The sequence below is a fragment of the Ruegeria sp. CDSA246 genome (genome assembly GCF_059611225.1).
This window is the reverse complement of sequence record NZ_JBXWPD010000005.1, coordinates 246,069-272,908: the sequence shown is the minus strand read 5'-3', so window position 1 is coordinate 272,908 and position 26,840 is coordinate 246,069. Positions and strand designations below refer to the sequence as shown.

Sequence of the window (26,840 nt, the reverse complement as noted above, 5' to 3'; positions counted from 1 at the left end):
CCGCCACCTTTACCGTCGCCGCCCTTGCCGCCACCTTTACCGTCACCGCCTTTGCCGCCACCTTTACCGTCGCCGCCCTTGCCGCCACCTTTACCGTCGCCGCCCTTGCCGCCACCTTTACCGTCACCGCCTTTGCCGCCACCTTTACCGTCGCCGCCTTTGCCGCCACCTTTACCGTCGCCGCCTTTGCCGCCACCTTTACCGTCGCCGCCCTTGCCACCGCCATCATTGCCGCCACCATCGTTGCCGCCGCCATCATTGCCGCCGCCATCGTTGCCGCCGCCATCATTGCCGCCGCCATCGTTGCCGCCACCATCGTTGCCGCCGCCATCATTGCCGCCGCCATCGTTGCCGCCGCCATCATTGCCGCCGCCATCATTGCCGCCGCCATCGTTGCCGCCGCCATCGTTGCCGCCACCATCGTTGCCGCCGCCATCATTGCCGCCGCCATCGTTGCCGCCACCTGGGCTGTTGCTTTCGCCACCGCCGCCAGGGCTGTCGCTTCCACCGCCGCCAGGGCTGTTGCTTCCGCCATCGCCAGGGCTGTTGCTTCCGCCACCGCCAGGGCTGTTGCTTCCGCCACCGTTGTTGTTACCTCCGGTCGAACCACTGCTGGTATCGCCAGAACCAGACTCACCGCGCGGGCTTGGGTCAGCTTGTGCAATTTGATCGCTGTCCCGATCTTCGCCACCTCGTGCCGAATTTCCGCGGACTGAAGCTGTCTCCAAATCCGTCAACAATACGGCCAAACCCGGGCATTGTTCGCCAGTGTAAGCTAGTGTTGATTCGAAATCTGACCGTGTTTGTAGCCGCTTCAAAAAACTGGGTGTCACGTGCGTACAATCACAAAGCGTCTGATAGTCGCCGGCGTTGGCTGCTATCCGCGCAGTTCTCGCATTGCACACATCCGTCGCAGCATACGCAGTGGTTACTATCATAGCTCCTACGAATGGAGAGGCCACCAATGCCGAAACAGTGGATTTCAGTTTAATTCGCATCACTTAGCTCCTTGCGCCTTAATACCCAGGTGCGTCAGGGTCTTCGGTTACACTGTGGGAGCCGCAAATGAAGCGCAGGTAAGTTCCCGCTAAAGATGCGTTAATGAAGGCTCGCCACAACTCGTTACAATGATCACGGCACTAGTTGTGACGATCTCTTGTCGTGAATATACAACATCTACCCAAGCCGCAAAGTTAAATGAGGCGGGAAAATGTCAAAATCTTGAGAGGTCGCCTAATGCAACTTTCAAATTCAGCCACAATTATCACCGGCGGGGCGTCGGGGTTGGGTGAGGCGACGGCTCGGTACTTCGCCGAACAAGGCGCGCAGGTCACGATCCTGGATCGCGACGCCGAGCGTGGCCCCAAGGTCGCCGAGGACATCGGCGGGCATTTCGTACAAACAGATGTAACCGATGAAGAATCGGTTGCGGCGGCCATCGAGCACGCTAAGGGCAAGATGGGCCGCATTACGGCTGCGGTGAACTGCGCCGGGATCGCCTATGGGATCAAGACAGTCGGCAAGGATGGCCCCCACCCTTTGGACGCGTTTCAGCGCACAATCGACATCAATCTGGTGGGTACGTTCAATGTCTCGCGCCTGGCCGCAGCTGAAATGGCTAAGAACGAACCCGAACCGGACGGCGCGCGTGGATTAATCATCAACACGGCCTCAATCGCAGCCTTCGACGGACAAAAAGGACAAGCGGCCTATGCAGCCTCGAAAGGCGGTGTCGTGGGGATGACGCTGCCAATGGCGCGCGATCTGGCCTCGACTGGAGTGCGCGTGATGACCATCGCTCCGGGGATTTTCATGACACCGATGCTGGCCGGTCTGCCCGAAGAGGTTCAACAACAACTGGCGGCAGATGTCCCAAACCCTGCACGTCTGGGTGATCCAAAAGAATACGGGCGGTTGGCCGGTTTCATCGTCGAGATGGGCTACTTGAACGGGGAAGTCATCCGCATCGACGGAGCCCTTCGTATGCGTTAAGCCTGTCCCATGACAGAGCGGGAAAAGATGCAGTCCGGGCAGTGGTATAACTGCCTGGACCCGGAACTTGAGGCGCTGCGCACCCGCGCCCGGCACGCAGTCCACGCACATAACACCTGCCCGCCTGACGCCCGTGGTGCCATGGCACCCGAGTTGCAGGCGTTGTTCGCTCGCGTCGGGCCGGATTGCTTACTTGAGGCTCCGTTTCATTGCGCCTACGGGCTTAACATCCACCTCGGCGCGCGTGTCTATTTCAACGCGGGCTGCGTAATTTTGGACACCGCACAGGTTCAGATCGGTGATGACTCGATGTTCGGTCCGCATGCCCAGATCTACTGTGCTCAGCACGCCAAAGACCCGGCAGAACGCGCACAAGGTTTGGAAATCGGGATACCGGTGACCATTGGTCGAAACGTCTGGGTTGGCGGAGGTGCCATCGTGATGCCCGGTGTCACCATCGGCGACAACGCCATTATTGGCGCAGGCAGCGTTTTAACCAAAGACGTCGCGGACGGGGAAACGGTTGTCGGCAACCCTGCCCGACCGTTGACGCGCCGCTAGGCGCCTTCGGCCTTTTCCTCAAGCACCAGCCACTCTTCTTCGGCGGCGGCCAGTTTCTCTTGTCGTTCGACCAGCGCATCGGTCGCCTTCTGGAACTTGACTGGTTCACGGGTGAACAGCTCAGGATCTGACATAAGCTCTTCCAGCTTGCCGATTTCGGCTTCCAGGCGGGCAATCTCGGCAGGCAACTTCTCAAGCCGATGCTTTTCCGAGAAAGATAGCCCGGATTTCGGCTGCGCTTCTTGCTTTTGCTTTGACTTCGAAGTCTTTGCTTTTTCAGCTTTCTTTTCGGCAACGTCACCCCGTTGCGCGATGTAGTCCGACCATCCGCCCGCGTAGACGGTCGCGCGGCCATTGCCCTCCATCGCAATCGTTGTGGTGGCAACGCGGTCCAGAAAATCCCGATCGTGGCTGACCAGCAGGACGGTGCCGTCATAGTCGTCGAGCAGTTCCTGCAACAGGTCCAGCGTTTCAACGTCCAGATCGTTGGTCGGTTCGTCCAGCACTAAAAGGTTCGAGGACTTGGCCATCAGTTTCGCCAACAGCAAACGCGCTTTTTCGCCACCTGACAATGACTTAACGGCCGCTCTTGCCTGCGCATCATCAAACAGGAATTCCTTGAGATATCCGACCACGTGCTTTGGCTGGCCACCGACCATCACCTGATCCGCTTTGCCGGAAACCCGCATTTCGGGATCGCCAGTCAGGCTATCCCACAGGGTCATTTCGGGATCCAGCTGAGCGCGAGCCTGGTCGAAAACCGCGATCTCAAGATTGGTGCCCAGCGTCACCGTTCCTTCGTCGGGCTGTTCCTGTCCCAGCAACATTTTGAGCAGGGTTGTCTTTCCCACACCATTCGGTCCGACAAAGGCAACGCGATCCCCACGCTGCGCCAACAGATCAAAGTTCCGAACGATCTGCTGCGCGCCAAAAGACTTGGACAACCCCTTGGCTTCAATCACTTTTCGCCCAGACTTTGGCCCGCCTTCCAGCGACATTGCCGCTGATCCCTGACGTTTGATCTGCGCGGCCTTTTCAGCGCGCAAGGCCTGCAAAGCACGCACCCGGCCTTGATTTCGCTTGCGCCGTGCACTGATACCTTCGACCGCCCATTTGGCTTCAGATTTGATCAGACGATTCAGCTTGTGACGCTGTTGATCCTCTTCTTCCCAAATTTTGTCGCGCCAGGTTTCAAAAGCCTCAAACCCTTGCTCCTGCCGCCGTACCATTCCCCGGTCGATCCATAGCGTCGCGCGGGTCAAAGCGCGCAAGAACGCCCGGTCGTGCGAAATCAGAACGAAGGCTGCTCGGGTCGATCCCAATTCGCGTTCCAGCCAGGCAATCGCTTCGATATCCAGATGGTTCGTCGGCTCGTCCAGCAGCATCAGGTCCGGCGCTTCGGCCATCAGCTTGGCCAATGCGGCCCTGCGACGCTCGCCACCCGAAGCGGTTTCAACCGGGCGGGAGGGATCGAACTTCAGCCCCTCGCCCGCGCGTTCGACCTTGTACAGCTCACCCGGTTCCAATCCGCTGGACGCGTAATCGCCCAATGTCGCGAACCCTTCCATGCCGGGGTCCTGCTCCATGTAGCCAACAGATTTTCCGGGCGGCACCACGATGTCACCCTGATCAGGCTCGACCAGACCTGCCATGACTTTCATCAGGGTCGACTTTCCCGACCCGTTTCTCCCAACCAAGGCCACGCTGTCGCCCGGCTGAACCACCAGGTCCAGCCCCGAAAACACCGGATCGCCCCCGAAAGTCAGGGATATGCCGGACATCTGCAACAAAGGAATTCTCGCCATGCCGCCAGCTAAACCGGTGGGCACAAGGCGTCAACGTCCCTGTTTCACCTTTTCGAAAATACTCAATCTAGCGGACCACTGCGCGCAGCAACCGTTTACGGGCCGGGGGGATCGCTCCGATCTCAAGCCCGGTGAATACATGCAGCGTATTCATATGCCGATCCACCACCGCATGGTCACTGACCCAGCCGCCCATCATCAGATAGGTGCGCAACAATGGAGGCATCCGCGACATCGCCTTTTTAACGTCAGGCCTGCGCCGCAAGCGAGAAGCAAACTTGAATACATCGGGGGCCTTGACCCGCGGCAACCAACGCTTTGGCGCCAAATGCCGTTGCTTCAACATGGCAAAAGCGTCCAGATACTCGACCGTTTCGGTTCCTGCAAAGGATGAACAGCCGAACAACATCTTGACGTTGTTCTCGTCCACGTAATTGGTCATCGCCCCCCAGGCGACCCGCAGGATATCAGGGTCTGTCCATTCCGGGTGAATGCAGAAACGGCCCATTTCGACCATGCGGCCGTCGAACCCTTTGAGTGCAGACAGATCATAGAACTGGGCAGAATAACTGCTGTCAACCTCGGCCCCGTGCTCCATTGTCAGCATTCTGAAACAACACACCAGCCGTCCATCGGAGCGCGAATCTTCAACAAGGATATGCGCGCAGACCGGATCAAATTCATCCCGGTCAATCTGATCCGTCCCGAATGCCAGAGTTCGCAGTTTCTGCGCCGCCGCCACATCCTGAGGGGACTGCGCCAAACGAGCCCGGTATCTGCCCTTGCCCAGCAATAATGCCATGGTCGCATCCTCCGCGGTTGCTGACCTGCTTCATGTTGCAACGGTTCTACCACAGAACATGTGACTGTCCTGTGACCGTCGCAAGAGGCAGTGCAGACTTAATTCGCGCCCGGAATGTTCGCAGGGTTGAAGTTGCCGATATTGCCCAGCAGCTGGCGCAGGAAGCCACGGTTCTGAACGCTGGATTCGGTCACGCGGCGGTCCAGTACCACCACATATCCATCCTCAAGACCAAAACGTTCTATGTTCCGCACAACACCACGCTGGTCAAAGCTGATCGCAACCAGTTCGCGCGACACCACTTCGGGGCGCTTCGGACCGTAGTGGCGCACGCGAGAGCGGACATAGTAAAAACCCGAATCCTTCACCAGCCCGGCAGAGGTGGGCGCTCCGATTGTTTCAACAACGCTGTCGCGGGTATCGACGCCCACTTTGATCTCAGCCAGTTGGTCAGCCGGCGGGACGTATCCGTGATTCTTGAAGATTGGCGTGCAAGCGCCAGCCGCAACCAAACAGGCCGCAAAGACAAGCCTTTTGGACGCCGGTTTCAACCTGTTCACAACCTTCAACATTTACATCCTCTTGCCTTGGGACCTTGCGGACCCTATCCGATTACATAAACCGCAGCCCCGGTTCAACACACGAAAGGGTCACGAATGACGACTAATACATCTCTGCGGGTGGCCGACCTGCCCCAAAACGCGCCCACGCCGTTTGATCTGCGCCCCGATAGCAAGGGCCTGGACGCGATCAAAACCGAACTGGGATTGTTGGGCCTGCGCAAGCTCAGCTTTGTGGGTGACGTAAGGGCACAAGGTAAACGCGATTGGATTCTTGCCGGAAAACTGGGGGCGACGGTGATTCAACCCTGTGTCGTGACGCTTGAACCCGTAACCACGCGCATCGATATTCCTGTATCACGGGTCTATCTGAAAGACTGGCAAAACCCCGACGAGCCTGAATTCGAAATCCCCGAAGGCGATGAGACCGAAGCGCTGGGCGCGGAAATCGACCCCGCATCGGTGATGATTGAGGCGCTGTCGCTTGCCCTGCCCCAATACCCACGGAAGGACGGCGCAGAATTGGAACAGGCCGGCTATACTGAGCCGGGCAAACAGGCGATGACGGACGAAGACGCAAAGCCCTTTGCCGGACTGGCGAATTTGCGCGATGCTTTGAAAAAAGACGAGTGACATAGGTCTGTTTTCCTGTCATAGCAGGCCTCCAGAAAAATCGCTTGAACATGCCGAGAATCGCAGTATTTTCGCGCGCTCAACGGAATTTGGGTTGGACATTGCGGGGCCCGTCCCCTAAACGCGCGTCAAACCACTAGAAAAACGAAGAATGAAACCCGGCCAGCAGCGAATCTGCTGACCCTTAATAGACAAAGGTTGAGACCATGGCTGTCCAACAGAACAAAGTTTCCAAGTCGCGCCGCAACAATCGCCGCGCACATGACGCTCTGGTTGCTGCAAACCCGAACGAATGCGCAAACTGTGGCGAACTGAAGCGCCCGCACCACGTCTGCGCGTCCTGCGGCCATTATGATGACCGTGAAGTCGTCGCTCAGGCCGACGAAATCGACCTGGACGAAGACGCGGCCTAAGCCTCATAACTCGTAGGCCAAGGCATGACGGAACAGCCCACGCAAACCGGACGGATTACCATCTCGGTTGACGCTATGGGCGGAGATTCGGGGCCCGCGACTGTTGTTGCGGGCATTGCCAAATCGGCAAATAAGAACCCCGATATCGCCTTCGTTCTGCACGGGCCCGAGCAAAAGCTGCGCAAACTTGTCGCCAAACGGCGTGTCCTGCAGGGACGCGTCGTTTTTCGTGATTGCCCTGACGTAGTCACGATGGAGGACAAGCCCAGTCAGGTCGTCCGCAGCGGCAAGCAGACGTCAATGTGGTCGACACTGGAATCAGTGCGCAAAGGCGAAGCCCACGGCGCAGTTTCCTGCGGCAATACCGGCGCGCTAATGGCACTGTCGATGATGCGTTTGCGCAAATTGCCAGGTGTGAACCGCCCGGCAATTGCGATTCTGTGGCCGTCGCGCAACCCGCAAGGGTTCAACGTAATGCTGGATGTCGGCGCCGATGTGCGGGCCGACGCCAAAGATCTGCTGCAATATGCGCTGATGGGGGCGTCTTATGCCCGCAACGGCATGGCGCTGGATCGGCCCCGGATCGGTTTGCTGAATGTCGGCACCGAAGAACACAAAGGTCGGGCCGAACTGAAAGAAGCCCACGCGATGATCACGGAATTCGCAGAGCAGGCGAATTTTGACTTCGTAGGCTTCGTGGAAGGCAGCGACATTCCCGGCGACAAGGCGGATGTCATTGTTACCGATGGCTTTACCGGAAACGTCGCGATCAAAACCGGCGAAGGCACGGCCAGCCTGATCGGTGATCTGTTGCGCGAGGCCTTCAAATATTCCCCCCTGTCCCGGCTCGCATCGATTTTGGCCATCACCTCGCTGCAACGGTTGAAGAAACGCATCGACCCACGCCGCGTGAATGGCGGTGTCTTCCTTGGCCTCAACGGAACCGTGGTCAAATCACATGGTGGCGCAGATGCCACCGGAGTTTCAGCGGCGATCAAACTGGCCTTTACCCTGGCCGAGTCGGGTTTTGCCGAAAAATTGGCGGCACGGGTTGCATCGACAGCCCAGCTTGCACAAGATGCCGCGCACGTACCGCCAAAGGCGGGCGAATAACAATAAAGGCAGTACCCCCAAATGGCAGGCCGTTCAGTTGTTGTAGGTGTCGGACACTATTTGCCAGAGCGCATCGTTCCGAACTCTGAATTTGAAAAGACGCTAGATACGTCGGACGAGTGGATCAAAGCTCGCTCGGGAATCGAACGCCGCCACTTTGCTGCTGATGGCGAAACCACGTCCGATCTGGCGACCAACGCTGCCTTGGCCGCCCTGGCCGATGCTGGCCTGAAGGCCGAGGATATCGACGCCATCATTCTGGCGACATCAACGGCTGACCTGACTTTCCCTTCTGCCGCGACGATGGTGCAGGCGCGCCTGGGCATGACCCATGGATTCGCGTTTGACGTGCAAGCCGTCTGTGCAGGCTTTGTCTTTGCCCTCAGCAACGCCAACGCTTTGATTGTGTCCGGTCAGGCCAAACGTGTGCTGGTCATCGGCGCCGAGACGTTTTCGCGCATCATGGATTGGACAGATCGATCCACCTGTGTGCTGTTTGGCGACGGTGCCGGCGCGTTGATTCTTGAGCTGCAGGACAGCGAAGGAACCGCGCAGGATCGCGGCATTCTTTCGACCGACCTGAATTCTGACGGACGCTACAAGGATTTGCTCTATGTCGACGGCGGTGTGTCGACCCAATCGACTGGGCATCTAAGAATGCAGGGCAATCAGGTGTTCCGCCACGCGGTCGAAAAGCTGGCGAAGACCGCTGAAACCGCTCTGGGGCGTGCCGGTCTGACCAACGCGGACGTCGATTGGATCGTGCCACATCAGGCCAACATCCGCATCATTCAGGGCACTGCTAAAAAAATGGGCCTGCCGATGGATAACGTCGTCGTAACGGTCCAAGATCACGGCAACACGTCTGCCGCATCGATTCCCCTGGCCCTGTCCGTGGGCAAACAACGGGGCCAGATCAAGACCGGCGATCTGATCGTGACCGAGGCTATCGGTGGCGGCTTGGCCTGGGGCGCGGTGGTTCTGCGCTGGTAACCGGCGCAAAACGGCTTACACAGCCTCGTGCAATTCATTGATATTGACAGCGAATTTGCCATCACCATATTCTCTTATATCAACAGGGGAAATGGTATGGGCGATAAAACACTGACGCGAATGGATCTGAGCGAGGCTGTTTTCCGCGAGGTTGGCCTTTCACGTAATGAAAGTGCGCAGCTTGTCGAAAGCGTCTTAAACCACATGTCGGACGCACTGGTCCAAGGTGAACAGGTCAAGATTTCATCGTTTGGCACGTTCAGTGTTCGGGACAAAACCGCCCGCATCGGCCGTAATCCAAAAACCGGCGAAGAGGTGCCAATTCAGCCTCGCCGTGTCCTGACGTTCCGCCCGTCGCACCTGATGAAGGATCGCGTCGCCGCAGGGAATCGCAAGTAAATTCGGGACGAAACGGTCATGAGCAAGTCCCCCGACGCCTTTCGCACAATTAGTGAAGTTGCGGACTGGTTGGGCGTTCAAGCTCATGTCCTGCGCTTCTGGGAAAGCCGTTTCAGCCAGGTAAAACCCGTCAAACGCGCGGGTGGCCGCAGGTATTACCGGCCAAACGATATGCGCCTTTTGGGCGGTATCAAGAAACTGCTGCACGAGGACGGGATCACCATCAAAGGTGTCCAGCGTATCCTGCGCGAACAAGGCGTGGCCTATGTGTCCTCGCTGTCGCCCAGCCTGGATGAGCCCGCTGCGCCTGAAAGCGCCCCGGCAGACGACACTGTTGTCGTGCCCTTTTCCGCCAAGCCTGCCACGCCCAGCGATCAGATCGATCTGGACCTGGGCGAACCGACCCCGATGGCCAAGACGACTGCGCCGGCTGAACAAGCCCCTCAAGCTGAGACGCCCCCCCAGCAATCAAAAGCAGAGCCACCTCAGCCCGCGCCCGAGTATCTGGATGAAGCCCCCTTGATAGGCGGAATCGCCACACAAGCGTGGGAACGGACCGATTTTGACGACGACCTCCTGCGTCGGATCGCGCCTATCGCCAAGGACTTGCGCGCTGTCATCAACCGAATTGAGAACCGGTCGGCAGGATAAGAAAAAAGGCGATGATTTCCTCTTGCCCCTGCCGGGAAAGTCTTTATGAACACCTCAACGTCGGGCTATGGCGCAGCCTGGTAGCGCGTCCGTCTGGGGGACGGAAGGTCGCAGGTTCGAGTCCTGCTAGCCCGACCAAATCACACCGACGTTTATGGCAGACAGGCCAGATCCCGCTCTGGCAACAGAGGGGATCGGAATGACAGGTGTATGCCCAAACCAACAGATCGAGGCAATGATCGGCCGCAGAGAGATCACCGCAAGCCCCGAGGTTATCCCGGCACAAATCCAACCCGCTAGCCTTGATTTACGTTTAGGTACAGTTGCTTACCGGGTCCGCGCCTCATTCCTGTCGGGCGAAGGACGCACGGTCGCAGATCGTTTGGCCGAGTTTGAGATGCACCGCATCGACATTACCGACGGCGCAGTGCTGGAAAAAGGCTGCGTCTATCTGGTGCCGCTGATGGAATCACTGGCCCTGCCCGCCGATACCAGCGCGGTGGCAAATGCCAAAAGCTCGACAGGGCGGTTGGATCTTCTGACACGTACAATCACCGATGGTGGCACCGAGTTTGACCGCGTACCAGCAGGCTATACCGGGCCGCTTTTTGCCGAGATCTGTCCACGCTCATTCTCGGTTCTGGTGAGACCGGGCATGCGGCTGAACCAGATTCGCTTTCGTCAGGGTCAGGCAGTGCTCAGCGACGCGGAACTGACCGCGCTGCACAACGACTCGCCACTGGTCGACGGACCGGCAGTCATTCAGGATGGGCTGGGATTCTCGGTCGACCTGCAATTGCCCGACACTGATCTGGTTGGCTATCGGGCCAAACCGCATACCGGTGTGATCGATCTGGACCGGATTGGGGAATATGACCCGCAAGAATACTGGGAAGAGGTGCGCACCACCGATGGCCGTATCATCCTGGACCCCGGCGCATTCTATATCCTGGTCAGCCGCGAGGCGGTCCATATTCCCCCGATGTATGCGGCTGAAATGGCCCCCTACCTCGCAATGGTCGGCGAGTTCCGGGTGCACTATGCCGGATTCTTCGATCCCGGCTTCGGTCACGCCGCGGCGGGCGGAGCGGGATCACGCGGCGTGCTGGAAGTACGCTGCCACGAGGCTCCCTTTGTTCTGGAACATGGGCAGGTCGTCGGGAGGCTGGTCTATGAGAAGATGACCGAAATGCCCACGCAGCTTTATGGTGCGGGCATCGCGTCGAATTATCAGGGACAGGGGCTGAAACTGTCCAAACACTTCAAGGCTGTTGGTTAACACTTCTTGAACCGGCGCACGTTCAGATTACGCGCTGCGCCGGGCTTACCTGCTAGGCTTGACGATTGCTGTCGTCATTTGCGCCAGTGTCATGAGGCACAGCCGATCTTTGTTTCGGCTTTCCCATCCGGCCCGCCACATCAAAACCCTTGTCGATTCCTTTGTTGACGACCCGCCGCATGATCTGGCGGATGATCATGTCGATGATGCGATTCATATTCATTGCTCAACTCCTCAGCTTGGCCACAACATAGGTGATTCCAACGGCAACAAAAGGGCCAAGTTATCACTCTTCCTCGAACAGCTCGGTCTGGTCCTCATCTTCACTGTCATCACTCCCTTCGCCCAATGGCATCGTGCCCGGGGGCGGCCGGTTTTCCAGCAACCCAGCAGCCCGCAATTCTTTGAGCCCCGGAAGATCGCGGGCGTTTTCCAACCCGAAATGATCCAGAAACTGTGGCGTCACAACAAAGGTGACCGGACGGCCGGGTGTCATCCGGCGGCGGCCCAGACGGATCCACTCCATTTCCAACAGTTGATCGATTGTACCGCGCGAAACCGAGACGCCCCGGATCTCTTCGATCTCGGCACGGGTGCAGGGCTGATGATAGGCGACGATGGCCAGCGTTTCGATGGCTGCGCGGCTCAACTTGCGGGTTTCAACCGTTTCCTTTTGCATCAGAAAGCCCAGATCGGGGGCGGTGCGAATAGCCCAAGCCTCACCCACGCGGACGATACGGATACCGCGGCCTTCGTACCGTTTCTGCAAAATTTCAACCGCTTGCGCCGCGTCGCTGCCATGGGGCATCCGCGCCTCAAGGTCGGCGATCGTCACTGGCTCGGAACTGGCGAACAGCACAGCCTCGACCATGCGCTCCTGTTCCGCCAAGGGTGGCGCTTCGAACAGAGTGCCGGTGCCTTCGTCTTGCGGTTCGTCAGTCACGTGTGTCAGTCCTTTTGCGCAAATGGATCGGTGCAAACGTCTCGGTTTGCTTCATCTCCATATGTCCTTCTTTCACCAGCTCAAGCGAGGCAGCAAAGGTCGCTGCAGTGGCCGAGCGGCGACGCACCGGGTCAGCGTCCCAGCCCTCGGGCAGATAGGATTCCATATCCGTCCAAGCCCCGGCAAACCCGATCAGCGGGCGCATCCGCTCTAGCGCTTGTTCCATTGTGAACACTGAATCGCGGTCCATGACAAAGGGGCGGAACTCGTCACGAGTTCGGATACGGGCGTATCCCTGCATCAGATCCAACAGCGTGGCAGAGTAAGTCACGGTGCGGATACGGGTGATATCCTCACCCTGCCCGCGTTTGAAGAAATCGCGCCCCAGTTGATCACGGGCCATGAGACGCGCGGCAGAGTCGCGCATGGCCTGCAGGCGTTCCAACTGGAACGCCAGGTGAGCGGCCAGTTCCTCGCCCGAGGGGCCTTCGTCATCCGGATCCGGTGGCAACAAAAGCCGGGATTTAAGGAAGGCCAGCCAGGCGGCCATGACCAGATAATCCGCCGCCAGTTCAATCCGCAGCGCGCGCGCCTTTTCCACAAAGGACAGGTACTGCTGCGCAAGCGCGAGAACCGAGATTTTCCGAAGGTCGACCTTTTGGGTTCGCGACAGGGTCAACAATACATCCAACGGACCTTCGAACCCGTCGACATCAACAATCAACGCCTCTGCCGCAAGACGATCCGCGACCGAGGCCGGGTCTTCGCTAAAGAGATTATCGTTCATATACCTGCCCGCCCATTAGGGCAGATAGTTCCGCTTCGGCCGCTTGGATGTCAAGTTCCACAGGCTTCTGTCGCATCGACAACGCCCTTTCCGCGCGCTTTTGCGCTTGCGCGGTCATTTCTCCGGCTGCTTCCAGCACCTTGGCACGCGCGTCAAACCTTCCGTTACAGTGCAGAACCACGTCGCACCCTGCGGCCAGTGACTGACGCGCAATGTCTTCGGGCGCGCCACTCAGCGCTTTCATCGAGATATCGTCGGTCATGATCAGACCGTCAAAACCGATTTTTTCGCGGATCAGCCCGATCATCGCAGATGAAATCGTAGCTGGTTGCGGATCAATCCGGTCATAGACCAGATGCGCCGTCATCCCCATCGGCAGATCGTTCAGCGCCCGAAACGGTTCGAAATCCGCTTGCTCCAGCTGGTCCTGTGTCAGGTCCACATGCGGCAGGTCATGGTGGCTGTCCAGCGTTGCCAATCCATGCCCCGGCATGTGCTTGAGAACTGGCAACACACCCCCATCCAGATGGCCTTTGGCAACCGCGCGCCCAAGAGCTGAAACCCGTTTGGGATCAGAGCCATAACAGCGGTTCTTCAAAAACGCATGGGTATCGTCGCGCGCCAAATCGACCATCGGGGCGCAGTTGCTGTCAATGCCAAGCTCGAATAGCTCTTTTGCGATCAGTCGATACCGCAGGTACATGGCGCGTTCCGCCTGATCCCCTGCGCGGCCCACATGATCCAGGGGCGGCATCCATTCGCGTGCCAATGGCGCGCGCAGACGCTGCACACGGCCACCTTCCTGATCGATGGTGATAAGGCAATTGCGCCCTACGGCATCACGAAAGTCATCGCATAGGGCGCGAACTTGTTCAGCTGTATCAATGTTGCGCGCAAACAAAATGAACCCGAATGGGTTCATCTGCTGGAATAGTCTCTTTTCCTCTGACGTCAGGCGCAGCCCTTCGGCATCGGTGATCGCAGCACCGAATGTCACCGAACGGCAACCGGGATACAGTCTGCACCTTGTGCGACCAGAGCGGCACAGAACTGACGCGAGTCGCTCAGGTCATCAAACCCAAGAACACGCAGACGATAGAATGTCCGACCGCCACTTGAGGTCTTCTGGATAACACGTTGTTTTCCAGCCATATACTCGCCAAAGTGGCCATTCATGCGATCCCATTCCGCACGGGCCACATCCGAGCTTTCATACGCACCGAGCTGGGCCATGCGCGTGCCTTTGGAAAGGGTATTCGGATCCACGTCCACGCCAACGGCGGCTTTGACAGCGGCGTTGATCGCAGCTTCGGTACTGCTGTTGGATGAAATCCCGCTTGGCGTCGCTCGGGCTGGGCGCGTGGACGGACGCAGGGACCGGCGGACACCGGGCAGTGCCGCCAGTTCCGGGTCCGGTAATTGTGCGGCCAGATCAGCAGGATCAATGGCCGGCTCTTCCTCGGGCAGTGCCAACGAGGCGAGTTGTACGCCCTGCTCTGCCGGTTCATTCGCTTTCGCCGCCCCACCGGCCAATTCGGCAACCAGGGCATCGACTGTATTCTGGCGCAGCTGCGCAGCCTCTTGATCCGAGATCTCTTCTTCGACGACATGCACGGCCTGCGTCGGCTTCAGCGGTTCAACAGGCGTATCTTCGTCTGTCAGCGAAACCGGGCGCGGCGCAAGGATCAAGCGATCTGCTGGCGGTGCTGCCGTTCCAACGGCTGCCACGGCATTGACGGCCAGACCCTGGTGATCGGCCGGGGTGCCGCCGGGGTTTTCCGGCTGAATGCGCATTGGCCCTTCGATGGCGCGAACAACAGGCACGCCACTAACGTCGCGCATCACCAGTTTGAAGCCCCAGACGCCAATCCCGGCGACCAATGCCAGCGACGCTACTGCACCCATGACGTTGACGATACGGCCCAGCCCTGCCCCTCGCGGAGCCTGTTCATAGCCATAGGAGTCGTCGGGATACTCATACCCATCCTCAGGATGCGGCTGATTCGTGTAATGCATCTCCTCGGGGCGCATCTGCCCCGAGTAATCGTAACTTGCCATGTCCGCCTCACCGCCCGATTGCGCCTTAAAAAGTGGCGCGCGGGTCATTTCTTGCCTACCTCGTACCGGCGCGTCGGGCGGTGTTAGTTACCGCATCTCCTGCGCCGGAGTGACGCCAAGAATACCCAAGCCCGCTGAAATCACAACAGAAACGGCCCGGGCCAATGCGATTTTTGATTGGCTTGTGGCAACATCGCCATCCTGAATGAATCGCAGTTGCGTTTCATCGTTGCCCTTATTCCATAGCGCGTGGAAGTCACCCGCCAGCTCATACAGGTAAAAGGCAACCCGATGCGGTTCATTGGTGCGTGCGGCAATTTCGATCAGACGCGGCCATTCAGCCAGCTTTTTGGCCACCGTCAGCTCTGCGGCATGGTCGATCTTGCCAAGATCAGCACCCTTGAGGGTCGCGTCATCCGTAGCGATTTCCGCCTCGGCGGCACGGCGCAGTACGCTCATGACACGTGCATGGGCGTATTGCACGTAGAACACAGGGTTCTCGCGGCTTTGTTCCAGCACCTTGTCGAAATCGAAGTCCAGCGGCGCGTCGTTCTTGCGGGTCAGCATTACGAACCGGGTCACGTCCGGGCCAACTTGATCGACCACATCGCGCAGAGTGACAAAGTTCCCTGCCCGCTTGGACATCTTGAACGGCTCGCCATTCTTCCACAGTTTCACCAATTGCGTCAGCTTGATATCTAGCGGCACCTTGCCATCGGACAGCGCGGAAACAGCCGCCTTCATCCGTTTCACATAGCCTCCGTGGTCTGCACCAAACACGTCGATCAGTGCATCAAAGCCACGGGTCACCTTGTCATAGTGATAAGCGATATCCGGGGCGAAATAGGTCCAGCTGCCATCCGATTTCTTAACCGGGCGGTCGACGTCATCGCCATGCTCGGTCGATTTGAACAGGGTTTGCTCGCGCGGCTCCCAATCCTCGGGCTTCTTGCCTTTGGGCGGCTCAAGCACACCTTCGTAGATCAGGCCCTTGTCAGTCAGTGACTGTAGTGCCGCCTCGATCTTGCCGGTGCCGTAGAGCGACTTTTCTGAGTAGAACACGTCCATCTCGACACCCAGCGCCCTCAAGTCCGCGCGGATCAGATCCATCATCGCGTCGGTCGAGAACTCGCGCAGCTCTTCCAGCCATTCGCTTTCCGGCTTGTCGATCAGGCCGTCGCCGTATTTCTCTTTCAGCGCCTCGCCGATCGGGATCAGATAGTCACCGGGATAGAGACCTTCGGCAATCTCAGGGCTCAGGCCATTGGCCTCGCGATACCGCTCATACGCGGACCGCGCCAGTACATCCACCTGCGCGCCGCCGTCGTTGATGTAATACTCACGGGTCACGTCATGGCCCGAATACGCCAGCAAGCTCGCCAGAGCGTCTCCGAACACAGCACCCCGCGTATGGCCCACATGAAGTGGCCCAGTGGGGTTCGCGGACACGTACTCTACGTTCACTTTCTGGCCATGCCCCATGGACGAGCGGCCATAATCAGTGCCCTGATCCAACACCGCTGCCAACACACCCTGCCACACCGATGCCGCAAGACGCAGGTTCAAAAAGCCCGGCCCGGCAACTTCGGCACTGGTGATCCGGGCATCCGCCGCCAGCTTTCCGGCTAACACGTCGGCAATGTCGCGCGGCTTCATCTTGGCCGGTTTCGCCAGCACCATCGCGGCGTTGGTTGCCATGTCGCCATGCGCCGCATCGCGCGGCGGTTCGACCGCCACGTTGTCAAAACTCAGCCCCTCGGGCAATGCGCCTTCGGACTGCATCTGTGCCAGCGCGTCCAGCACGAGGCCGCGGATCTCGGAAAACAGGTTCATTTCGGATGTCCTTTTGCTTGCCCGGCGGTTTACCACGCAAAGCGGCAAGGTCAATGGAAGCGATCAGTTTGGGCTTGGATTAGCGGTAGACTCAGCTAACGTCGGTGGAAATTCAAGCCGGAGACACCCCTATGCGCCTTGCCCTGCCAATCGCCTTCGTTCTGACCTCTGCCCTGCCGCTTTGGGCCGACATGCCTGAACCGCAAGGCCATGTACTTTTGACCCTTGGCGGAGCGGTCACGGAAACCAACCTGCCAGCCCGCGGTGAAAACGATGGCGGTCTGCTGGGATACTTGGAGGTTCAGCACGACGGAGCCGCCGGCTTTGATGCGGCCATGTTGGACGGACTGGAGCAGGTTGAAATCACTATTCCTTACGGCCCGGAAGACAATCAGAGCGACATCGCCTTTTCCGGGCCACGCCTGTCGGACCTGTTGATCATGGCCGGGGCCGAAGGAAAAACCGCCAAGCCAATGGCCATGGATGGCTATCAGTCTGAAATTCCTTGGGACAGCATAACCGCCCATCAACCCATCGTCGCGACACACGCCGACGGTGCGCCGATGGGTGTTGGCGGCTACGGCCCCACTATGATCGTCTTCCCCCCGACCGATGACCCCGACCTGGCCGCCGAACAGTCGGGCCAGCAGGTCTGGGCGTTGGCTTACATCGGGGTCGAGTGATCAGGCACCAGCCAGCCTTGCGTGATCCTGCAGGGCAAATCGGTCGGTCATGCCTGCAATGTAGTCCGAGACAATCCGCGCCAGCGCTGTTTCATCGCTGGCCGCCTCAATATCCTCATGCCAGCGCGCGGGCATCTGTTTCGGATCGTTCATGTAGATTGGGAACAGATCTTCCACGACTTTGCTAACCTCGGCGCGCACATCCATGACGCTGGGCGCGCGGTACATCTGCTTGAACAAAAAGGCGCGGATTTCCCTGAGTTGTGCCCACAAACCGCCCGAGAACTGGATGACCGGATAACCAAGATTGCGAATTTCCTCGACGGTCTCCGCGCCCGAACTCGTGATCAGCCCACGCGACGTGACAATTACATCGGAAACCATGACGCCGAAAACACGGCGCAGCGCCTCATGCCGGCGCCGATAAGAATCCAAACCCGGATATCTCCGATCCACCGCGGCATAGCAGTCACCGACGATAGGCAATTGCCCGATTTCATCATCCGTGAACAGACCCGCCCTCAACCCGTCCAACAGGTCATGGTTGTTATAGGCTATGTCATCCGAAAGGGCGGCAACTTGTGCTTCGGCACTGGCATGAGTGTAAAGCTCAAGATCGAAACTCGCGTTGCACTCGGCCAGTGCCCACGGCAAATCACCGGTGACCGGCCCGTTATGCTTGGCGATCCCCTCTAGGCACTCCCATGTCAGGTTGCATCCGTCAAACTCGGCATAGTGGCGTTCCAGCTTCGTGACGATGCGAATGGCCTGTGCGTTGTGGTCAAATCCGCCGTAAGGCTCCATGAGCGCATGTAGGGCATCTTCGCCGGTATGTCCGAACGGTGTGTGTCCCAGATCATGCGCCAACGCCACGGCCTCGGTCAGTTCGCCGTTCAAGCCCAAAGCTCCGGCGATTGTTCGCGCGACCTGTGCAACTTCGATAGAATGGGTCAGGCGCGTGCGATAGCTGTCGCCCTCGTGCTCAACAAACACTTGTGTCTTGTGCTTAAGCCGCCGAAACGCGCTGGCGTGAATGATCCGGTCCCTGTCGCGTTGAAAGCATGACCGGAAACTGCTTTCCTCCTCTGGCACAAGCCGCCCCCTGGCGCGGCCTGGGTTCGAGGCAAAACCCGCTATGTTCAAAGGCCTTGTCCTTGTCGCCTGTCCTTGCACTTTCTATATTGTAAGGCGTAAAGGAAATAAACCTTTGGAGTTTGGCATGAATCTGCCCCCCACAGTTACAGAACGCGCCTTTGAACGTCTCGCCGAGATCGGTGCAGCCGATCAGGGACAAGCCCTGCGCGTCGCAGTGGAAGGCGGCGGATGTTCCGGATTTCAATACGAAATCGCACTGGACGAACCGAAAGAAGACGACCTTGTGCTGGAAGGCAAAGGCCAGAAAGTGATCGTCGACGCGATTTCGTTGCCGTTTCTGGAAAACGCGGTGATCGATTTTACGCAGGAACTGATCGGCGCGCGGTTTGTGATCGAGAACCCCAACGCAACCTCTTCCTGCGGCTGCGGCACTTCATTTTCAATGTGAGCTTGCTCTGCCCGCGCGGTTAAGGGATAGATCAACCGGCAGCCAGCCGGAGGATCGCGCATGAAAATCGCCACGTTCAACATTAACGGCATCAAAGCGCGGGCCGAAGCCCTGCCCCGTTGGCTGGATGACGCGCAGCCGGACGTTGTGCTGCTGCAAGAAATCAAGTCGATCGACGAGAATTTTCCCCGCGAGCTGTTTGAAGAGCGCGGTTACAACGTCGAAACCCACGGGCAAAAGAGCTTCAACGGCGTGGCGATCCTGTCCAAGCTGCCACTTGAAGATGTGACTCGGGGCCTTCCTGGTGACGACGAGGACGAACAGGCCCGTTGGATTGAGGCGACCGTCATTGGCAAAAAAGCCCTTCGGATCTGCGGTCTGTATTTGCCGAACGGTAACCCGGTGCCGGGTCCGAAATACGAATACAAGCTGTCCTGGATGGAGCGGCTATATGACCGCGCGCGCGATTTGCTGACGAGCGAAGAGCCCGCGCTAATGGCTGGGGATTACAACATCATCCCGCAGGCCGAAGACGCAAAACGTCCAGATGCATGGCGCGAGGATGCTCTGTTCCGGCCGGAAAGCCGCGCCGCGTTTCTCAAGATCCTGAATCTGGGGTTCACGGAAGCGTTCCGCGCCGTCACCCAAGGTCCTGAGCATTATTCGTTCTGGGACTACCAGGCCGGTGCCTGGAACCGGAATGACGGGATCCGTATCGACCATTTTCTTCTTACGCCGCAGGCCGCCGATCTGTTGCGCGATTGCAGGATTGATGCCGAGATTCGCGGGCATGAAAAGCCCTCGGACCATGTCCCGGTCTGGGTCGACTTGGACCTGTGAAACCTCAGGCCGTCGCGTCGTAGCTGTATATCCAGTCGTATTTCCGAGACAATCGTGGCCCGACCGCCATCAGAGCCGCCTGTGCGGCCAACCGCATCGGGCCGCGCAGGTGGAAATTTCGGGCATTGGCACCAGCCGCAGCCACCACGCGCTGCGCCCTTCGGTGACGGCGGGTTTCATAGGTGGACAGCGCCTGCTCTATCCCGGATTGATCATCAAAAGATCGGGCCAGGACACACGCATCTTCAAGCGCAAGACAGGCACCCTGCGCCATAAAGGGGAGTGTCGGGTGAGCCGCATCCCCTAACAATGCAATGCGCCCGTTCTGCCAGCGTTCTGCGACGGGTCGCAGAATCAACGCCCAGATGTGGGGTTCCTGTACCTGCCCCAGAATTTCCCCGACCACGCCGCCAAAGTCGGAAAATCGAGCGCGCAGTTCCTCGGGGTCGCCGCGTCGGCGCCAGCCTTCTTCCTGCCAATCGGATCGTTCCTCGATCGCGACAACGTTCATCAAAGTGTGATCGCGCAGAGGATACGTGACAACGTGCCGGCCCGGCCCCATCGTCAGAACGGCGCGCGGTTTGGGATCGCGACGCGCCCAAGGAATCGTCGCGCGCCAGGCCACCTGATGGGTGAATTTTGGTGCTTCGGGCCCGTTCAGGTCTGCGCGGATCGTGCTTCGCCCACCGTCGGCGGCAATCACACAATCAACGTGCCGGTCTGTACCATCTTCCAGAATAATCTCGGATCCGGAGGGATGTTTGCGCACCTGCGCAACTCGTGCGCCCAGTCGAAACTCGACACCGTCCCGAAGCGCTGCTTTGTGCAGCAATCCCAGCAGGTCAGCACGATGGTAGTAGTAGGTCGGTCCAGCGGCCGGTGCCGGTATCTCACTGACAGATCGCCCTGCCCGATAGTCGCGCAACACCGTTCCGTGGGACCGCTGCCCCCCCTCCGGCGTTTCACCGACAACGTTCAGAGCACGCAGTACGACCATTCCGTTGGCGCTGATCTGCAAGCCGGCGCCGACCTCGGTCAATTCGGCTGCCTGCTCAAAAACCACGACCTGAGCGCCGCGTTGCCGCAACGCCAGAGCGGCGGCAATCCCACCAATACCACCGCCGATGATGCCAAATTTCAGACCGTTGATATTCATATCACTGGCTTAAAGCAAAAACGCCGGAGCAAAAGACCCCGGCGTTTGAGAATTCTGATTTTTCCAGCGATCAATCGTCGCGGTGGACCTTTTCGCGGCGCTCGTGGCGTTCCTGCGCCTCAAGCGTCATGGTCGCAATCGGGCGCGCATCCAGACGCTTCAGCGAAATCGGGTCGCCCGTTTTCTCGCAATATCCGTATTCGCCTTCGTCGATCCGGCGCAGGGCCGAGTCAATCTTGGCCACCAGCTTGCGCTGGCGATCACGTGTCCGCAGTTCCAGCGCACGGTCAGTTTCCTCGCTTGCGCGGTCTGCGACGTCCGGAATGTTGCGAGTGTTGTCCTGCAGCCCTTCGATCGTGTCGCGGCTGCCTGCCAAAAGTTCGGTTTTCCAATCCAGCAGCTTACGACGAAAATACTCTAACTGCTTGTCGTTCATGAATGGTTCGTCTTCGGCTGGACGATAATCCTCTGGCAGAAATACTTCCTGCTTCATTTTTGCTCCCTCGGTGTGGCCTGCAACGCCGGTCACCTTTGCTTCACCTGACATGCGGCAATCCCCTTCTGCGGAGCGTTTATCCGACAGCGGGGGGAATGTCACTATGGAAACTTTGCCCGGCTGCGTGCTGTTTCAGGTCATCTAAATGTGAGACTTAAAACAACAAATCCTTGTTTTTCTGTGAAAATTGGCAGGCTTTTTTTGGGTGCTCCCAAAATTGTCGCGCCCTATGTTAGCGCCCGAATCAACCAAAGGCATTGGAGTCGCACATCAATTTCGCCCTGCGCGACGCAGCGACCTGTCTTGTCAAATTTTTCACCCCGCTATAACCCCAAGGACACATGCCGCGCGATATTGAATGAGGGGCCCATGACCGCACGTTTCCAAGGTACAGCTGAATATGTTGCCACCGATGACCTGACAATTGCGGTGAATGCCGCCGTTACGCTGGAACGTCCCCTGTTGGTCAAGGGTGAACCCGGAACCGGCAAGACCGAACTGGCCAAGCAGGTTGCCGGTGCGCTGGGGCTGAAGATGATCGAGTGGAACGTCAAGTCCACCACCCGCGCACAGCAGGGCCTGTACGAATATGACGCGGTCAGCCGGTTGCGCGACAGCCAGTTGGGCGACGAGCGCGTGCATGACGTGTCGAACTATATCCGCAAGGGCAAACTGTGGCAGGCCTTTGAATCTGATGAGAAAGTCGTGCTACTGATCGACGAGATCGACAAGGCCGATATCGAATTTCCCAATGACCTGCTGCAAGAGCTCGATAAGATGGAGTTCCACGTCTACGAAACCGGGGACACCATCAAAGCCAAAATCCGACCGATTGTGATCATTACGTCGAATAACGAAAAGGAACTGCCCGACGCGTTCCTGCGGCGCTGTTTCTTCCATTATATCCGCTTTCCGGATGAGGCGACCATGCGCCGGATCGTCGACGTGCACCACCCGGGCATCAAGGATGCATTGCTGACCACAGCGCTGACCCAGTTTTACGAAATCCGTGAAACGCAGGGGCTAAAAAAGAAACCATCAACCTCGGAAGTGCTGGACTGGCTCAAGCTGTTGCTGGCCGAAGACCTGACCGCCGAGGACCTCAAACGCGACGGGGCCAATGCGTTGCCCAAGTTGCACGGCGCGCTGCTGAAAAACGAACAGGACGTTCACCTGTTTGAACGTCTCGCCTTCATGGCACGCAGCAAACGCTGAGAATATTGAACACTTGGTGATCCCCGCTTGCCTTGCGGGGGGCCGGGTGTCAGCATTGGCCAAATGGCCGTCCGGCGTCGTCGGGCAGTCCGGCCTGACGACATAGGAGCCAATGCTTGTCTGACACCCTCAATATCCGGGCGCTGCAGCCCGAAGATCGCGCCGAATGGGCCGAGATGTGGCGCGACTATCTGGCGTTCTACGAAACGACCGTGCCAGAGCAGACATATGACAGCACCTTCGCACGGCTGCTTGGGGATGATCCCAATGATTTTTCCTGTTTCGTGGCCGAAGCGGATGGTCATCTTGTTGGCCTGACCCATTACCTATTTCACCGCCATGCGTGGAAAGAGGAAAGCGTTTGCTATCTGCAAGACCTGTTCGCCCGGCCCGAGGCGCGCGGAACCGGCGTTGGCCGCGCCTTGATACAGGCCGTTTATGACGAGGCCGACCGGAAAGGCGCGCCTTCTGTCTATTGGCTGACGCAAGAGTTCAATCACACGGCGCGCAATCTCTATGATCGGATCGGCAAGCAAACGCCCTTTATCCGGTATCAACGCCCATGATCAGGGTCGCTGCGGTCCTAATTGGCTTTGCTGTCGCCGGATGCACCGCGGTTACCCCCCCTGAACCGCCAACACGCGTTAAGGCGATCGAGGCGAACCTGCCGCCCGCCAAAGCGTTCACGTCAACCCGACCCAGACCACCCGCCCGGTCGAACGCTAATATTGCAGCCGATTTCCTTTCTTTGCACTTCGCGCTCGAAGGCGGCGCCACATTACCCGTCTTCACTCGGTTCGAGGTCCCCGTCACCGTTCGACTTACGGGATCACCCACACCGTCAATGCAGCGCGATCTGACCCGGTTGTTGACGCGTCTGCAACGCGAGGCCGGGATCGACATTCGCCAGATAACGGATGGCCAGGCCAACATAACAATCGAGGCCGTTAGCCAGGAGCAGATCCAGCGCATCCTGCCGCAAGCCGCCTGTTTCGTGGTTCCCAACGCATCCAGCTTTGAGGAATATCGACAGGACCGGCGCAAACGGAAAAGCAGTTGGACCGCGCTGCGCAGCCGCGAACGGCTGGGCATTTTCATTCCCTATGACGTGAGCCCGCAGGAAAAGCGCGACTGCCTGCACGAGGAACTGGCGCAGGCTCTGGGGCCGCTGAATGACCTGTATCACCTGCCGGATTCGGTGTTCAACGACGACAACATCCACACCATTCTGACCGGTTTTGACATGCTGATCCTGCGCACGGCTTACTCACCCCAATTGCGCAGCGGCATGACACGCGAACAAGTGCAAGCCGTTTTGCCCGGCATCCTTCGCCGACTGAACCCGCGCGGCGACACTTTACCCGCGCAACCCGTTTCGGACACCCCGCGCGAGTGGATCAACGCCGTCCAAAAATCGCTTGGATCAAGGCCAAGCACCCGTAACCGAGTGAAAGCTGCGGAAAAAGCGGTCCAGATCGGACGTGAACAGGGTTGGACCGACCACCGGCGGGCATATCCGCACTATATCCTCGGCCGAATGGCACAATTCGACGATTCCCGCGAAGCGATCGAACAATACGAAATTGCCATGCGGTATCTGCGCGGGACGCCGGGAACTGAAATCCATCAAGCCTATGTGACTACCCAAACTGCTGCCTTCGCACTTGCGCAGGGCAAGGGACCGGAGGTCCTGCCTGAATTAGACAAGGCAATAGCTGTCATGTCGCGGGCTGAAAACGCCGCTCAGTTGGCTACTCTGCTTTTGTTGAAATCAGAAGCGCTCAATCAGGCCGGACGACCAAATCAGGCACGTACCGTCAGACTGGACAGTCTTGCATGGGCGCGATACGGCTTTGGCTCGGAAGTCGTGGTCCGGTCGCTGATGCAGGAAGTTGCCGAAGGTCCGCCCACCAACAACAGAGGCGGGTAACGCATGGTCGTAGTTTTGGGAATGGCGTTGTTAGGGGCGATCCTTGGCGCGATGAAGGCTCGCAAACGCAATGGCAGCGGCGCGGATATTGCCCAATATGCGGCCGGTTACGGCATCGCATTTGCCATTGTAGGTCTGGTGCTTTCCCTGATCCTGGTTCGTTTGGTGGGTTAACGCATGTTTCTGCCCTTTTTCGAAAACCTCCGCAAAGCTGGCATTCCCGTATCACTGCGCGAGTATCTGACTTTTCTGGAAGGCATGAAAAAGGGTCTGGCGACCTATGATGTCGAGGCGTTCTATTACCTCGCTCGCGTGTCGATGGTGAAGGACGAGCGCAATATCGACAAGTTCGATCAAGCTTTTGCCGCCAGCTTCAAAGGTCTCGAAGAGATCAGCTTTGATCAGGTGCTCGAAGCTGTCGATATCCCTGCCGAATGGCTGGCCAAGATGGCCGAGAAACACCTGTCCGACGAAGAAAAAGCCGAGATCGAGGCCATGGGCGGCTTTGAAAAACTGATGGAGTCGCTGCGCGAGCGTCTCAAGGATCAAGAAGGCCGCCACCAGGGTGGCAACAAGTGGATCGGCACCGCCGGGACGTCGCCGTTCGGGGCTTATGGCTATAACCCCGAAGGTGTGCGGATCGGCCAGAAGGAAAGCCGTCATCAGCGCGCCGTAAAAGTGTGGGACAAGCGCGAATTCAAGAACCTGGACGACACGGTTGAACTGGGTACGCGCAATATTAAGGTCGCGCTGAAGCGCCTGCGTCGCTGGGCCCGCGAAGGTGCGGCCGAGGAACTGGATCTGGACGGCACCATCCGCGCCACCGCCGAACATGGCTATCTCGACGTCAAAACCCGCCCCGAGCGTCACAACGCAGTCAAAGTGCTGTTGTTTCTGGATGTGGGCGGCTCGATGGATCCACATATCAAAGTTGTCGAAGAGCTGTTTTCCGCTGCAAGAACCGAGTTCAAGCATCTGGAATATTACTACTTTCACAACTGCCTGTATGAAGGCGTCTGGCGTGACAATCACCGCCGATGGGATCAGCAGACTCCGACCCACGAAGTACTGCGCACCTATGGTTCAGACTACAAGTGCATCTTCGTCGGCGACGCCTCGATGAGCCCTTATGAGATTGCCTATCCCGGAGGCGCGAACGAACATTGGAACAAAGAAGCCGGTCAGGTCTGGCTGCAGCGCGCGCGCGAGCAGTGGACATCAAATCTGTGGATCAATCCGGTGCCGGAAAAGTACTGGGAATACACCCATTCCATCGGCATGATCCGCGAGGTTTTCGAGGACCGCATGGTGCCGATGACGCTGGCCGGTTTGGAACAGGGGATGCGGGAACTGACCCGCTGACCGTCATATCTGCAGGACCGGCGCCCAGGCAATACGGAACGAAACCGCAAGGAAAAACAACACGCTGCCTGTCAGAACGAAGACATGCCAGATTGTGTTGTGGAACGGCAACCAATCCAGAAGATAAAAGGCGATGCCCGCGGTATAGACGATGCCTCCGGTGATCATCAGCGCCACAACAGGCTGCGACAAGTCGGCCAGCAGCGATTGACCCGCCCAGACGGACGCCCATCCCATCAACACATACAGCGCCAAACCAAACCAACGGAACCGGTGAGGGTCGATCATTTTCAGGATTGATCCAAGGGTCGCAGATGACCAAAGACCGATCATGAGTCCGGTCATTGGGGCACCGGAAAGTAAGATGAATGGCGTGTAAGTACCTGCAATTTTGACGTAAATCCCCGAGTGATCGAGGCGGCGCAGCAACTCACTCCATCGATCAGATTGTACCATATTGTACAAAGCCGAAAACGACAGCATCAGAATAAGAGTGAAGCCGTAGACCGAGACCCCAAGAACCGCAGCAGGCTCAGTCCGGTATAGGGCGGTCAACGCGATCAGCGCCGGAACGGCAACGATAGCCGCAGTGACGCCAAGGATATGAACAACGCCATCACTGACACGTTCAGCCCTGCTATAGGCCGGGCGGATATCGGCAAATGACCACATAATTTCAAAGTTATGGCGCGACCTGCCCTGCGACAAGTCTGGCAGCCACTGTGTTTCACACTGTGACGATATATTGATTGTAAAAATGCGCCGCGCAAGCCGCCGAAACGACGACTAAGCC

At 58.3% G+C, this 26,840-nt stretch carries 31 protein-coding genes and 1 tRNA gene; 19 read left to right on the top strand and 13 right to left on the bottom strand.

The window, feature by feature from the left end:
- From AC2FI9_RS08680 to AC2FI9_RS08670, 3 genes are all read left to right on the top strand, one after another.
- The coding region (locus AC2FI9_RS08680) for a hypothetical protein (RefSeq protein WP_496767049.1) at positions 1–716 on the top strand (716 nt) is incomplete at its 5' end.
- 520 nt (positions 717–1,236) lie between these two features.
- Entirely contained in the window at positions 1,237–1,992 is a 756-nt protein-coding gene (locus AC2FI9_RS08675) for a 3-hydroxyacyl-CoA dehydrogenase (RefSeq protein ID WP_496767048.1), read from the top strand.
- 9 nt (positions 1,993–2,001) lie between these two features.
- Positions 2,002–2,553 carry a sugar O-acetyltransferase gene (locus AC2FI9_RS08670; RefSeq protein WP_496723228.1) on the top strand — a complete coding sequence of 184 codons (552 nt, stop codon included), beginning with the start codon at positions 2,002–2,004 and terminating at the stop codon, positions 2,551–2,553.
- On the opposite strand, the gene AC2FI9_RS08665 is transcribed toward AC2FI9_RS08670, so the two are convergent.
- From AC2FI9_RS08665 to AC2FI9_RS08655, 3 genes are all read right to left on the bottom strand, one after another.
- Positions 2,550–4,358, bottom strand: a complete 1,809-nt coding sequence (locus AC2FI9_RS08665) for an ABC-F family ATP-binding cassette domain-containing protein (RefSeq protein WP_496767047.1) — start codon at positions 4,356–4,358, stop codon at positions 2,550–2,552. The genes AC2FI9_RS08670 and AC2FI9_RS08665 overlap by 4 nt on opposite strands.
- A 67-nt stretch (positions 4,359–4,425) precedes the next feature.
- Positions 4,426–5,160 carry a GNAT family N-acetyltransferase gene (locus AC2FI9_RS08660; RefSeq protein ID WP_496767046.1) on the bottom strand — a complete coding sequence of 245 codons (735 nt, stop codon included), beginning with the start codon at positions 5,158–5,160 and terminating at the stop codon, positions 4,426–4,428.
- Positions 5,161–5,258: 98 nt separating this feature from the next.
- On the bottom strand, positions 5,259–5,732 hold the full coding sequence (locus AC2FI9_RS08655) for an outer membrane protein assembly factor BamE (RefSeq protein WP_496723232.1): 474 nt from the start codon (positions 5,730–5,732) through the stop codon (positions 5,259–5,261).
- A gap of 84 nt (positions 5,733–5,816) precedes the next feature.
- Here AC2FI9_RS08655 and AC2FI9_RS08650 point away from each other — a divergent pair, with 84 nt between their 5' ends.
- From AC2FI9_RS08650 to AC2FI9_RS08615, 8 genes are all read left to right on the top strand, one after another.
- Positions 5,817–6,353 carry a YceD family protein gene (locus tag AC2FI9_RS08650; RefSeq protein WP_058274498.1) on the top strand — a complete coding sequence of 179 codons (537 nt, stop codon included), beginning with the start codon at positions 5,817–5,819 and terminating at the stop codon, positions 6,351–6,353.
- 206 nt (positions 6,354–6,559) lie between these two features.
- Positions 6,560–6,766: a 50S ribosomal protein L32 gene (rpmF, locus tag AC2FI9_RS08645; protein WP_037316137.1), complete on the top strand. Its 207-nt coding sequence runs from the start codon at positions 6,560–6,562 to the stop codon at positions 6,764–6,766.
- Between the two features lie 24 nt (positions 6,767–6,790).
- Entirely contained in the window at positions 6,791–7,879 is a 1,089-nt protein-coding gene (plsX, locus tag AC2FI9_RS08640) for a phosphate acyltransferase PlsX (RefSeq protein ID WP_496767045.1), read from the top strand.
- A 21-nt stretch (positions 7,880–7,900) separates the two neighbouring features.
- Positions 7,901–8,872 (top strand): beta-ketoacyl-ACP synthase III, encoded by a 972-nt coding sequence (locus AC2FI9_RS08635; RefSeq protein WP_109311337.1) that lies wholly within the window; start codon positions 7,901–7,903, stop codon positions 8,870–8,872.
- A 96-nt stretch (positions 8,873–8,968) separates the two neighbouring features.
- Positions 8,969–9,271, top strand: a complete 303-nt coding sequence (gene ihfA / locus AC2FI9_RS08630) for an integration host factor subunit alpha (RefSeq protein ID WP_496723238.1) — start codon at positions 8,969–8,971, stop codon at positions 9,269–9,271.
- A gap of 18 nt (positions 9,272–9,289) precedes the next feature.
- Entirely contained in the window at positions 9,290–9,922 is a 633-nt protein-coding gene (locus AC2FI9_RS08625; protein WP_496767044.1) for a MerR family transcriptional regulator, read from the top strand.
- A 61-nt stretch (positions 9,923–9,983) separates the two neighbouring features.
- Positions 9,984–10,060 (top strand) — tRNA-Pro (locus AC2FI9_RS08620).
- Positions 10,061–10,121: 61 nt separating this feature from the next.
- Positions 10,122–11,201 carry a 2'-deoxycytidine 5'-triphosphate deaminase gene (locus AC2FI9_RS08615; RefSeq protein WP_496767055.1) on the top strand — a complete coding sequence of 360 codons (1,080 nt, stop codon included), beginning with the start codon at positions 10,122–10,124 and terminating at the stop codon, positions 11,199–11,201.
- Positions 11,202–11,253: 52 nt separating this feature from the next.
- On the opposite strand, the gene AC2FI9_RS08610 is transcribed toward AC2FI9_RS08615, so the two are convergent.
- The 6 genes from AC2FI9_RS08610 to argS form a co-directional block, all read right to left on the bottom strand.
- Entirely contained in the window at positions 11,254–11,424 is a 171-nt protein-coding gene (locus AC2FI9_RS08610; RefSeq protein WP_496735757.1) for a hypothetical protein, read from the bottom strand.
- Between the two features lie 63 nt (positions 11,425–11,487).
- On the bottom strand, positions 11,488–12,144 hold the full coding sequence (gene scpB, locus AC2FI9_RS08605; protein ID WP_496767043.1) for an SMC-Scp complex subunit ScpB: 657 nt from the start codon (positions 12,142–12,144) through the stop codon (positions 11,488–11,490).
- Entirely contained in the window at positions 12,137–12,931 is a 795-nt protein-coding gene (locus AC2FI9_RS08600; protein WP_058274503.1) for a segregation and condensation protein A, read from the bottom strand. Before AC2FI9_RS08600 ends, scpB begins: the two co-directional genes overlap by 8 nt.
- The gene (gene nagZ, locus AC2FI9_RS08595; RefSeq protein ID WP_496767042.1) at positions 12,921–13,928 is read right to left on the bottom strand and encodes a beta-N-acetylhexosaminidase; all 1,008 of its coding nucleotides are present in this window, start codon (positions 13,926–13,928) and stop codon (positions 12,921–12,923) included. The genes AC2FI9_RS08600 and nagZ overlap by 11 nt, the downstream gene beginning before the upstream one ends.
- Positions 13,925–15,037: an SPOR domain-containing protein gene (locus AC2FI9_RS08590; protein WP_496767041.1), complete on the bottom strand. Its 1,113-nt coding sequence runs from the start codon at positions 15,035–15,037 to the stop codon at positions 13,925–13,927. The genes nagZ and AC2FI9_RS08590 overlap by 4 nt, the downstream gene beginning before the upstream one ends.
- A 39-nt stretch (positions 15,038–15,076) precedes the next feature.
- Positions 15,077–16,822 (bottom strand): arginine--tRNA ligase, encoded by a 1,746-nt coding sequence (gene argS, locus AC2FI9_RS08585; protein WP_496767040.1) that lies wholly within the window; start codon positions 16,820–16,822, stop codon positions 15,077–15,079.
- A gap of 131 nt (positions 16,823–16,953) precedes the next feature.
- Here argS and AC2FI9_RS08580 point away from each other — a divergent pair, with 131 nt between their 5' ends.
- Positions 16,954–17,505 (top strand): putative pterin-binding protein, encoded by a 552-nt coding sequence (locus tag AC2FI9_RS08580; RefSeq protein ID WP_496735764.1) that lies wholly within the window; start codon positions 16,954–16,956, stop codon positions 17,503–17,505.
- Here AC2FI9_RS08580 and AC2FI9_RS08575 read toward each other — a convergent pair whose 3' ends face one another.
- Positions 17,506–18,648: a deoxyguanosinetriphosphate triphosphohydrolase gene (locus AC2FI9_RS08575; protein WP_496767039.1), complete on the bottom strand. Its 1,143-nt coding sequence runs from the start codon at positions 18,646–18,648 to the stop codon at positions 17,506–17,508.
- Between the two features lie 76 nt (positions 18,649–18,724).
- Here AC2FI9_RS08575 and AC2FI9_RS08570 point away from each other — a divergent pair, with 76 nt between their 5' ends.
- Both AC2FI9_RS08570 and xth read left to right on the top strand, forming a co-directional pair.
- A complete protein-coding gene (locus AC2FI9_RS08570; RefSeq protein WP_058277565.1) occupies positions 18,725–19,048 on the top strand; it encodes a HesB/IscA family protein in 324 nt (107 codons plus the stop codon).
- 60 nt (positions 19,049–19,108) lie between these two features.
- The gene (xth, locus tag AC2FI9_RS08565) at positions 19,109–19,888 is read left to right on the top strand and encodes an exodeoxyribonuclease III (protein WP_496767038.1); all 780 of its coding nucleotides are present in this window, start codon (positions 19,109–19,111) and stop codon (positions 19,886–19,888) included.
- A 4-nt stretch (positions 19,889–19,892) separates the two neighbouring features.
- Here xth and AC2FI9_RS08560 read toward each other — a convergent pair whose 3' ends face one another.
- On the bottom strand, positions 19,893–21,044 hold the full coding sequence (locus AC2FI9_RS08560) for an FAD-dependent monooxygenase (protein WP_496767037.1): 1,152 nt from the start codon (positions 21,042–21,044) through the stop codon (positions 19,893–19,895).
- Between the two features lie 70 nt (positions 21,045–21,114).
- Entirely contained in the window at positions 21,115–21,537 is a 423-nt protein-coding gene (dksA, locus tag AC2FI9_RS08555) for an RNA polymerase-binding protein DksA (RefSeq protein WP_058274529.1), read from the bottom strand.
- Positions 21,538–21,909: 372 nt separating this feature from the next.
- Here dksA and AC2FI9_RS08550 point away from each other — a divergent pair, with 372 nt between their 5' ends.
- From AC2FI9_RS08550 to AC2FI9_RS08530, 5 genes are all read left to right on the top strand, one after another.
- Positions 21,910–22,755: an AAA family ATPase gene (locus tag AC2FI9_RS08550; protein ID WP_496767036.1), complete on the top strand. Its 846-nt coding sequence runs from the start codon at positions 21,910–21,912 to the stop codon at positions 22,753–22,755.
- 116 nt (positions 22,756–22,871) lie between these two features.
- Entirely contained in the window at positions 22,872–23,321 is a 450-nt protein-coding gene (locus tag AC2FI9_RS08545) for a GNAT family N-acetyltransferase (protein WP_496767035.1), read from the top strand.
- Entirely contained in the window at positions 23,318–24,685 is a 1,368-nt protein-coding gene (locus tag AC2FI9_RS08540; protein ID WP_496767034.1) for a DUF2927 domain-containing protein, read from the top strand. The genes AC2FI9_RS08545 and AC2FI9_RS08540 overlap by 4 nt, the downstream gene beginning before the upstream one ends.
- 3 nt (positions 24,686–24,688) lie before the next feature.
- On the top strand, positions 24,689–24,859 hold the full coding sequence (locus AC2FI9_RS08535; protein ID WP_186437468.1) for a hypothetical protein: 171 nt from the start codon (positions 24,689–24,691) through the stop codon (positions 24,857–24,859).
- A gap of 3 nt (positions 24,860–24,862) precedes the next feature.
- Positions 24,863–26,047, top strand: coding sequence for a vWA domain-containing protein (locus AC2FI9_RS08530; RefSeq protein ID WP_496767033.1), 1,185 nt, complete (start codon positions 24,863–24,865; stop codon positions 26,045–26,047).
- A gap of 3 nt (positions 26,048–26,050) precedes the next feature.
- On the opposite strand, the gene trhA is transcribed toward AC2FI9_RS08530, so the two are convergent.
- Complete coding sequence (gene trhA / locus AC2FI9_RS08525; RefSeq protein ID WP_496767032.1) at positions 26,051–26,719, bottom strand: PAQR family membrane homeostasis protein TrhA; 669 nt, start codon at positions 26,717–26,719, stop codon at positions 26,051–26,053.
- Positions 26,720–26,840: the final 121 nt, after the last annotated feature.

What these genes read in the sequence shown, in the direction of transcription:
- AC2FI9_RS08675 (WP_496767048.1), top strand. Translation starts at nt 1,237, where the DNA reads ATGCAACTTTCAAATTCAGCCACAATTATCACCGGCGGGGCGTCGGGG.
- AC2FI9_RS08670 (WP_496723228.1), top strand. Translation starts at nt 2,002, where the DNA reads ATGACAGAGCGGGAAAAGATGCAGTCCGGGCAGTGGTATAACTGCCTG.
- AC2FI9_RS08665 (WP_496767047.1), bottom strand. Translation starts at nt 4,358, where the DNA reads ATGGCGAGAATTCCTTTGTTGCAGATGTCCGGCATATCCCTGACTTTC.
- AC2FI9_RS08660 (WP_496767046.1), bottom strand. Translation starts at nt 5,160, where the DNA reads ATGGCATTATTGCTGGGCAAGGGCAGATACCGGGCTCGTTTGGCGCAG.
- AC2FI9_RS08655 (WP_496723232.1), bottom strand. Translation starts at nt 5,732, where the DNA reads ATGTTGAAGGTTGTGAACAGGTTGAAACCGGCGTCCAAAAGGCTTGTC.
- AC2FI9_RS08650 (WP_058274498.1), top strand. Translation starts at nt 5,817, where the DNA reads ATGACGACTAATACATCTCTGCGGGTGGCCGACCTGCCCCAAAACGCG.
- rpmF (WP_037316137.1), top strand. Translation starts at nt 6,560, where the DNA reads ATGGCTGTCCAACAGAACAAAGTTTCCAAGTCGCGCCGCAACAATCGC.
- plsX (WP_496767045.1), top strand. Translation starts at nt 6,791, where the DNA reads ATGACGGAACAGCCCACGCAAACCGGACGGATTACCATCTCGGTTGAC.
- AC2FI9_RS08635 (WP_109311337.1), top strand. Translation starts at nt 7,901, where the DNA reads ATGGCAGGCCGTTCAGTTGTTGTAGGTGTCGGACACTATTTGCCAGAG.
- ihfA (WP_496723238.1), top strand. Translation starts at nt 8,969, where the DNA reads ATGGGCGATAAAACACTGACGCGAATGGATCTGAGCGAGGCTGTTTTC.
- AC2FI9_RS08625 (WP_496767044.1), top strand. Translation starts at nt 9,290, where the DNA reads ATGAGCAAGTCCCCCGACGCCTTTCGCACAATTAGTGAAGTTGCGGAC.
- AC2FI9_RS08615 (WP_496767055.1), top strand. Translation starts at nt 10,122, where the DNA reads ATGACAGGTGTATGCCCAAACCAACAGATCGAGGCAATGATCGGCCGC.
- AC2FI9_RS08610 (WP_496735757.1), bottom strand. Translation starts at nt 11,424, where the DNA reads ATGAATATGAATCGCATCATCGACATGATCATCCGCCAGATCATGCGG.
- AC2FI9_RS08600 (WP_058274503.1), bottom strand. Translation starts at nt 12,931, where the DNA reads ATGAACGATAATCTCTTTAGCGAAGACCCGGCCTCGGTCGCGGATCGT.
- AC2FI9_RS08590 (WP_496767041.1), bottom strand. Translation starts at nt 15,037, where the DNA reads ATGACCCGCGCGCCACTTTTTAAGGCGCAATCGGGCGGTGAGGCGGAC.
- argS (WP_496767040.1), bottom strand. Translation starts at nt 16,822, where the DNA reads ATGAACCTGTTTTCCGAGATCCGCGGCCTCGTGCTGGACGCGCTGGCA.
- AC2FI9_RS08580 (WP_496735764.1), top strand. Translation starts at nt 16,954, where the DNA reads ATGCGCCTTGCCCTGCCAATCGCCTTCGTTCTGACCTCTGCCCTGCCG.
- AC2FI9_RS08570 (WP_058277565.1), top strand. Translation starts at nt 18,725, where the DNA reads ATGAATCTGCCCCCCACAGTTACAGAACGCGCCTTTGAACGTCTCGCC.
- xth (WP_496767038.1), top strand. Translation starts at nt 19,109, where the DNA reads ATGAAAATCGCCACGTTCAACATTAACGGCATCAAAGCGCGGGCCGAA.
- AC2FI9_RS08560 (WP_496767037.1), bottom strand. Translation starts at nt 21,044, where the DNA reads ATGAATATCAACGGTCTGAAATTTGGCATCATCGGCGGTGGTATTGGT.
- dksA (WP_058274529.1), bottom strand. Translation starts at nt 21,537, where the DNA reads ATGAAGCAGGAAGTATTTCTGCCAGAGGATTATCGTCCAGCCGAAGAC.
- AC2FI9_RS08550 (WP_496767036.1), top strand. Translation starts at nt 21,910, where the DNA reads ATGACCGCACGTTTCCAAGGTACAGCTGAATATGTTGCCACCGATGAC.
- AC2FI9_RS08540 (WP_496767034.1), top strand. Translation starts at nt 23,318, where the DNA reads ATGATCAGGGTCGCTGCGGTCCTAATTGGCTTTGCTGTCGCCGGATGC.
- AC2FI9_RS08535 (WP_186437468.1), top strand. Translation starts at nt 24,689, where the DNA reads ATGGTCGTAGTTTTGGGAATGGCGTTGTTAGGGGCGATCCTTGGCGCG.
- AC2FI9_RS08530 (WP_496767033.1), top strand. Translation starts at nt 24,863, where the DNA reads ATGTTTCTGCCCTTTTTCGAAAACCTCCGCAAAGCTGGCATTCCCGTA.
- trhA (WP_496767032.1), bottom strand. Translation starts at nt 26,719, where the DNA reads ATGTGGTCATTTGCCGATATCCGCCCGGCCTATAGCAGGGCTGAACGT.